This is a genomic window from Ectothiorhodospira shaposhnikovii, assembly GCF_022227765.1.
GTDB lineage: Bacteria > Pseudomonadota > Gammaproteobacteria > Ectothiorhodospirales > Ectothiorhodospiraceae > Ectothiorhodospira.
In genome coordinates this window covers 87,124-94,771 of record NZ_JAJMLZ010000011.1, presented here as the reverse complement: position 1 = coordinate 94,771, position 7,648 = coordinate 87,124, and the positions used below count along the sequence as shown (strand labels likewise).

At 60.0% G+C, this 7,648-nt stretch carries 6 protein-coding genes; all 6 read right to left on the bottom strand.

The window, feature by feature from the left end:
- On the bottom strand, window positions 1-2,987 hold a 2,987-nt coding region (locus tag LQD11_RS14470), incomplete at its 3' end, for a PAS domain S-box protein (protein WP_238618179.1).
- A 3-nt stretch (window positions 2,988-2,990) separates the two neighbouring features.
- Window positions 2,991-4,202: an ABC transporter substrate-binding protein gene (locus LQD11_RS14465; RefSeq protein WP_238618178.1), complete on the bottom strand. Its 1,212-nt coding sequence runs from the start codon at window positions 4,200-4,202 to the stop codon at window positions 2,991-2,993.
- Window positions 4,203-4,407: 205 nt separating this feature from the next.
- Window positions 4,408-5,166, bottom strand: a complete 759-nt coding sequence (gene bluB, locus LQD11_RS14460) for a 5,6-dimethylbenzimidazole synthase (protein WP_238618177.1) — start codon at window positions 5,164-5,166, stop codon at window positions 4,408-4,410.
- Window positions 5,167-5,348: 182 nt separating this feature from the next.
- Entirely contained in the window at window positions 5,349-5,522 is a 174-nt protein-coding gene (pufA, locus tag LQD11_RS14455) for a light-harvesting antenna LH1, alpha subunit (RefSeq protein ID WP_238618176.1), read from the bottom strand.
- A gap of 91 nt (window positions 5,523-5,613) precedes the next feature.
- Entirely contained in the window at window positions 5,614-5,883 is a 270-nt protein-coding gene (gene pufB / locus LQD11_RS15730; RefSeq protein ID WP_338081498.1) for a light-harvesting antenna LH1, beta subunit, read from the bottom strand.
- Window positions 5,884-5,953: 70 nt separating this feature from the next.
- Window positions 5,954-7,513 carry a glutamate synthase-related protein gene (locus LQD11_RS14445; protein WP_238618175.1) on the bottom strand — a complete coding sequence of 520 codons (1,560 nt, stop codon included), beginning with the start codon at window positions 7,511-7,513 and terminating at the stop codon, window positions 5,954-5,956.
- Window positions 7,514-7,648: the final 135 nt, after the last annotated feature.

Sequence of the window (7,648 nt, the reverse complement as noted above, 5' to 3'; positions counted from 1 at the left end):
AAGTCGGATTGGGTTAGCTGCAGCGCATCCACATTGACGCTGACCGCCAGGGAATGTCCCCGCTCACGCCATTGACTGATCTGCGCCAGCGCCGCATCGATCACCCAGTCGCCCAGGCCCACCATCAACGGGTGGCCCGCCAGCTGCGGCAGGAACTCGCCGGGCGGTAGCAGGCCCCGCTCCGGGTGCTGCCAGCGGATCAGGGCCTCGGCACCCATCAAAACGCCACTCTCCATGGCCACCTTGGGCTGATAGAAGAGCACGAACTCATTGTTATCCAATCCCTGGCGAATCGCTTCCAGCGCCTCGTGCCGATCGCGTTGGTAGCGATCATGTTCCAGATCGAACAGGTGGTAACGATTCCCGCCGGCGAGCTTGGCCTGGTACATGGCCTGATCCGCCTGGCGCAGTAGCTGGTCGGCATCAATCGGTTCGGTCTGGGGATAGAGACTGACCCCCAGGCTGGCACAGACCTGCAGGCTGTGTTCCCCATCACTCACCGGGCAGGAGGCGGCGTCGAGCAAGCGTCGCAGCAGCGGGGTTGCGGACTCGACATCGGGCAGATCCAGCAATACGGCAACGAACTCGCCCCCCCCCAAACGGGCCAGAGTATCTCCATCACGCAGGGAAGCCTTCAGCTTTGCGGCCAAGGCGACGAGCAAACGATCCCCCACATCATGGCCGTAGTCATCATTGACCCTCTTGAAGCGGTCCAGGTCGATATAGACCAGCGCCAGCTGCTGTCGACGCCGTGCCATCAGAGCCATCCCCTGCTGCAGACGGTCCGCCAGCAAGACCCGGTTGGGTAGACCGGTGAGCGCGTCGAAGTGAGCCATGTACTCCAGTTGCCGCTGCTGCTCCTTGAGCTGCGTGATGTCGGAAAACAGCCCGACGTAGCGCTGTATGGTGCCGTCGGCATCGCGCACCGCGCTGATGGTCAGCATCTCGGCATAGGAGTCGCCGTCTTTGTGACGGTTCCAGATCTCGCCGGTCCAACTGCCCTCGTCCTGCAGGGCCCGCCACATCTCGGCGTAGAAGGCTCTACCTTGCTTGCCGGACTTGAGCAAGCGTGGATTCTGTCCCAACACTTCATGCCGCCCGTAACCGGTGATGCGGGTGAAGGCGGCATTGACGTCGATGATGTCGCCCTGTGGGGTCGTGATCAGGATCCCCTCGTTAGCGTAATGGAATACGTTGGCGGCCTGCCTCAACTGTTTCTCCGCCGCGGTACGCTGGATCTCGGAGGCCACACGATCGACGAATAACCCCAGCAAGGGCAGAGCCAGGCCGCGCACTTGCTCCGTCAGCGGCTGCCGGCCCAACGTGAGCAGGACCCCCAGGGTTCGATCCTGCTTGTCGATCAGTTTGTGGCCGACGCACGCCTCGACGCCGATCTCCTTGAGCAGAGGGTCATCGGGGAACAGGGACAGGCTGTCTTCCGGATAGCAGACGGCCCCTTCTTCGATGATATTCGCACAGAGCGTCCCCGCCAGGTCGTCGTGGAAGGGCGTGAGCAAATGGCCATCGCTCCAGCCGGCAAACGCCTCCAACCGGTGCTGTTCCGCCTCCAGTAGGCCCACAAAGGCGATGTCGGTGCCCAGCGCCTCGCACAGCAGGCGGCAGGCGTGGCCGAAAAACTCGTCTCCCCCCAGCCGGGCCAGGTCGCGATTGAGAGTGGAGAGAACCTGTTCGAACTGCTTGCGCCTGGTGATGTCACGCATCACCCCCACTGCGTGCCACCGGCCATCGATCTGTAGCGCCGACGTGGACAGTTCCATCTGCACTTCGTGCCCGTCACCATGCAAGGGCTCAAGCTCCGTGAGGGTCCTGAACATGGGACTGGAATCTGCCAGGACACATGCTGCATCGCCGCGAGCGATTGCTTCACGGTGACGCTCGGGCGCGATGACCTCGTGAACGGTCCGCCCGATCAAGGCCTCCGGCGAGAGCCCAAGAGTGGTTTTGAACGCCGGGTTGCAGTACACCAGCTTGCCTCTGTCGTCGGACATGAAGATAGGGTCCGGCGAGGCTTCGGTGACCGCGCGCAGCATGGCCTCAGACTCCTGTAGTCGTTGCTCCGCCTGGCGCCGTTGCGTCACTTCCTGAAAGGCGCCCGCCACACGGACAATGCACCCATTATCATCATGTATCGGCTGCGCTACCGTACGCACCCAGACGCGCTTCCCGGAGGCGCTCAGGATCTCAAGCTCCTCGTCATATGGCATCCCGTTCCGGGCGCACGCCTCAAACAGTTCGGCAATGCGCTCACGGTACTCGGGGGCGTAATACCTGATGCCTTCCCTGACCGAAACCGTCGAACCGAGCGGCATATCGTGGATACGGCAAACCTCATTCGACCAGTACACCCTATCGGTTTCCAGATCAACCACCCAGCCACCGACTTTCGCAACCGACGCGGCGATGCTCAGAAGTCGCGTATTGTCCTCAAGCTGGCGTTTGATCGAGGCCAGGTAAAAGGCGCGCTTGGTGAGCCACCACACGCATACCGCCATCACCAGGAGAATCAAGAGATTGAACCCGGCCGTACGACTCAGATTTTCCAATACCTGTGCCCGCAGGTGGTGAAGGTCGGAATAGACCGTCAGTTTTCCAATATGACGCTGATCCCCTTCATGGTCATACAACAACACGAAATCAAACGACTCGAGATCGCCAGGGTCTTCCGTCGTCCTCAGAAGCGGCTGGTACTCCCCCAGGACATATTCGTAGACGGATACCGCATCGATGTACGGCAGCCGGACCAATCCCCCGGCAATCAGGTTCAACTGCTGCTGTTCGAAGAAAAAAACTGCGGCGGCCGTGGGGTCGAGATAGCCTTTCTCTACCGACTGCAAGGCCTGATCACGATCCTTTACTCCCTGCTGATAGAAAACGTAGGCCTGAAACAGCAGGATGAGCAATGTTACAACGATGCTCACCAGGACGATGAACCCAAGGTGCCTCGTTCTTGTCCAGGCCGTTGGCATGATCTAACCATCTCCCTTGGTCTCACAAAGGCGGGGTACATCTTTGCCGTGATGGAAACGGGAATATCGACGAAAGTCGATCGAACCGAAACTGCGTATCCAGGCGCGAATGTCCTCCGCCGTGGCGCGGACGGCAACCATCGGCTCAGATAGCAGCGCAGAGCTTGAGTCGCTGACAGGATCAAGCCCCCGCAGGTGGTCGTGCAAATCGATCATCACCTGAGCCCACAGCAAGCTGGTGCAGGCGACGGTTGCCACCAGTTCGCCCTTCAGCACGGCATCAATGCCAGCATGTGATAGATCCAGTCCGCCGGTCAGCACAACCGGACCGTCATCGGCCGGATGATGATCGATTGCTTCAGCAGCACCGATCGCCAACTGGTCACTGGCTGCCCACAGCACAGAAATCTCGGGATAGCGGCGCAGGATCCGGCTGGCCATCCTGCGTCCCTCCTCCGGAGACCATTGGGTGTAGACCATCTGCACCAACCGGACATCCGGATGTTCGTCCACTGCTCGGCGCAGCCCGGCTTCACGCTGAATGGATCCGTACCAGGACCTGGACCCATTGATGCCCGCCACCTGAATCGTGTCAGCCTTCCCTGCATTTGCCTCCCGGGCGGCGGCGATCAGTTCCTGCGCCAGGAGATAGCCTTTCCGCTCTTCGTCTTCATGGAAATAACCAGCCCAGTACGTATAGTCCCGGCCAGGCCTTTTCCCTATTTCTGCCAGTTCTTCAGGAAAAAGCGGGCCGTTCAGGAAAAAGGGGATTCCCATTTTCTCGGCTGCCCTCATCAACCGGCTCGCCTGTCCAAACTCAACCGAGAAGATGGCCGCATCCGGCAGAGGCTCTGTCGTCAGCCGCCTCACTCCAGCCGACACTGTCGCAAAGCGATCCAGAACACTAAACTCATGAATCTCAAGGTCGATCTCAAGATCAGCGGCGACGGCGTGTAGCACCGCATGGATCTCTGGCCAATAGGTATTATCCGCCGTGGTTGGGGTAAAGACCGCAATACGGAGTCTCGAAGACTCAGGGGCATTATTGCCGACGATAACGGCAACCGGGGGAGTCTCCACGCGCGGTGGATCTGCATGACTTGCCAGAACGTACCCCAAGGCAGCATTAAAAATAAAACCGAAAATCAATAAGCACGCTACCGCAAATACAGTGCGCCTGAATGCGAGTCTCTGCAATGCCAGCAGACAAGACATGAGGATGAATCCTCTTTGATGCCGGGTTATGGCACACATTGCGGGTTCCGGAGAAACGCTGGCAACGCGCCAGTGCCGGACTTCACCCGCGCCATCGACCAGACCCCAGGAGCATCACTATAACTTTTTCGCTTTATCCCCTTCTACAAGGATCGTAAATCGAGCACACGAGAATCCCATTATCGAGATGGGTCAGTGTCTCTGCTCAAAGAGGAAGATCCGATTGAGCGGCCTTGCTCTGGCAGGCCTGGACAGCCTTCACCAGTGGGTCGTCATCGGCGGGCGCGTGGCCCCAGCTATTCATGTGGATCAGTTGCTCCAGCGGTAGTCTGGGACGCCAGCCGGCGGTTTCCAGTTCCGGTCGGTCGTGGAACTGATTGACGCGACCAATGCAGAGATAGGCCACGGGGACGATATCCTCGGGTAGATTAAGCACCCGATTGATGTCCTCGGGCCGGAAAATGCTCACCCAGCCCACGCCCAACCCTTCACTGCGAGCGGCCAGCCACAGGTTCTGTACTGCACAGACGACGCTGTAGAGATCCATGCGATGATCGTGGGTACGGCCGATCACGACGGGGCCGGCGCGATCCCGGTCGCAGGTGATGCACAGGTTGACGGGGGCGTCCAGGATGCCTTCCAGTCGCAGGCTGCGGTAGATTTGCCGACGTTCGCCCTCGAACATCTCCGCTGCTTCTTCGTTGGCGAGGCTGAAGGCCTCGTGGACCCTGCGCTTCACGTCCGGATCCTTGACCACCACGAAACTCCAGGGCTGCATGAAACCCACCGAAGGGGCGAAGTGGGCGGCGGTGAGGATGCGTGCCAACATGTCGTCGGGTATCGGGGTGGAGAGGAACTGCCCCCGCACGTCCCTTCGACAGAGGATATTGCGATAGATGGCTATGCGCTCCGCCTCGCTGAAGCGGTGAGTATCGGGTATTGGTGGATCATTCTCGGTCATCATCTAGCCGCTCGACTTTATTCTTTATTTTTTCCGGAACGCAAAAAAAAGCCTTTACCACCGAGTGGTAAAAGCTTTTTTATCGCCGGACGGGCCCTGATGCCGGGCGGGACGCAGATTAACTGCCATCCCGCCCGGGATGCGTGGGCATCAGACGCTTTCAAGCCAAGGCTTGATTTGCCGGCTTACGCCTGCGCCACGACCTGCTCGGTCTTGTCAACCAGAGAGGCGCTGTGCATCCAGTTGAAGCGCTCGGTGCTCAGCAGGATGAAGTGAATCAGAAGAGCCAGCACGGCCAGGAAAGTGAACAGGGCAACCAACGCTCTGCGAGGATCGAACAGCAGCCAAGTACGCCACATATTGAAATCTCCTATATCGGAAAGAAACTGCTACTACTGCTTCACTTAAGGCACGGCTTGAGACTTGATTCGCCCTTGCAGGCGACAAGTCTTACCAAGCCACACCCCAGGGACGCCACATCCAGGCCAGAACGTGGGCAACGGCGGCAACCGCCAGAAAACCCATCATGCTGGTCATGAAGACACCATGAAACTCCATGGCTTCATCTTCGCTGAGCCCCGAGAGCGAACCTTTCGTTTCATCAACCATTTGAATTTCCTCTAAATAAGTCTTACTGGAAATAGCGCGCTGACTCAACGCGGTCACGTATGACGCTGCAAACGTTACACTACGACAAGTGCCGAGTTCCTGATCCAGCACAGGTAAATTCCTAAAAACGGGTTCCGCGGCGCTTTTCACGGAACTTCATCCAACGGGCGCGAGACGCGACTCACCCGTAATCGGGCCCTCCGGCGTAGGGCAAGTTGGCCATCTCTACCAGATCACGATTGAAGGTGGTCAGGTCGTCCTGCCCAAGATCCGCCAAGCGTGCCCTGCCGGCCGCACGCGCCAGCACCTGCATCAGCTGCACGGAGGCCAGCAGGAAGCGGGCAAGCCCGACGCCCCCCTGTTCCGGGTCCAGTCGCTGACGCAACTCCGGATCCTGGGTTGCGATGCCCGTCGGGCATCGGTTGGTGTGGCAGATGCGCGCGCCGACACAGCCCACCGCCTGAATCGCACTGTTGCCCAATGCAATGCCATCGGCACCCAACGCCAGGGCCTTGACGAAGTCCGCCGGCGTGCGCAGCCCTCCAGTGATGATCAGTGTGACTCGTCCGCTCGCACCGCGCGTGTTCAGGTAACGCCGCGCCCGTGCCAGCGCCGGAATGGTCGGCACGCCGATATGATCCCTGAGCAGGGCCGGCGCGGCGCCGGTTCCACCACCACGACCATCCAGGATCACGTAATCGGCACCCGCCTCCAGGGCAAAACCCAGATCCCGCTCGATGTGGTTTGCGGAAAGCTTGAAGCCGACCGGAATTCCGCCGGTTCGCTCGCGGATCGAATCCGCAAAGCGCCTGAAATCGGCGGGTGTTTCAAGGTCCGGGATCACCGGAGGAGATAACGAATCCCGACCAACCTCAATACCTCGCACCTCGGCGATCTCTTTCGAGACCTTGGCACCGGGAAGCACGCCGCCGACACCGGTTTTCGCACCCTGACCACCCTTGAAATGGAACGCCTGCACCTTTTCCAACAATGCCTCGGAGTAGCCGTAGCGGGCCGGTCCCAGTTCAAAGAGGTAGCGCGAGTTCTCGGCCTGCTCTTCCGGCAGCATCCCGCCTTCCCCGGAACAGATGCCGGTGCCGGCCCGTTCGGCGCCCCGCGCCAGCGCGATCTTGGCCTCCCGGGACAACGAACCAAAGCTCATGTCCGTGACCAGCAGGGGCATCTCCAGACGCAGGGGACGACGGGCCTCCGGGCCGATCACCAGTTCGCTGGCCACATCCACGTCGCCGGTCAGCGGCCGACGCGCGAACTGCGCGGTGAGGATCTGGATATCGTCCCAGGATGGTATACGATCGCGCGGCACGCCCATTGCAACCGTGGGACCCATGGCCCCAACCTCTTCCAGTCCACCTCGGGCGAGAGCATGGATGAATTCCACATGGGGTTCGGTCTTGGTGTTGCGCGGCGCGGGAGCAGCGTCATCTTCGGTATCTTCCACCTCACCGCCCACGCCGTCGAATTCCTGTCCAATCGCGCTTTCCGGCACCTTCCCATGGCTGCCGTCGCAGTAGGGAAGATCACCCGACTGCTTGCACATGCACAGCCAATTCTCACCATCATCACGGGGCTGGAACGAGATCGGCTCGATACCGGTACCCTGGTGCGACCCATCGCAGAAGGGTTGATCCCTGGAACGCCCGCAACGACAAAAGTCATACCTCTTGCCCTTTTCAAGGGTGATGCCCACCGGTTCCACGGCCGCCACAATAGGTTTCGTCATCATTTCCCCCTCAAAGTTGCTTCGCGCCAAGCGCGTACTTTTTTCCAATCAGCAACCCGAGTATAGGAAACGAGATGACGACGGCCGCCACCCTCTCCCACGGGGGAGAGGGGCTTTCCGGAGGATGTCAACTCA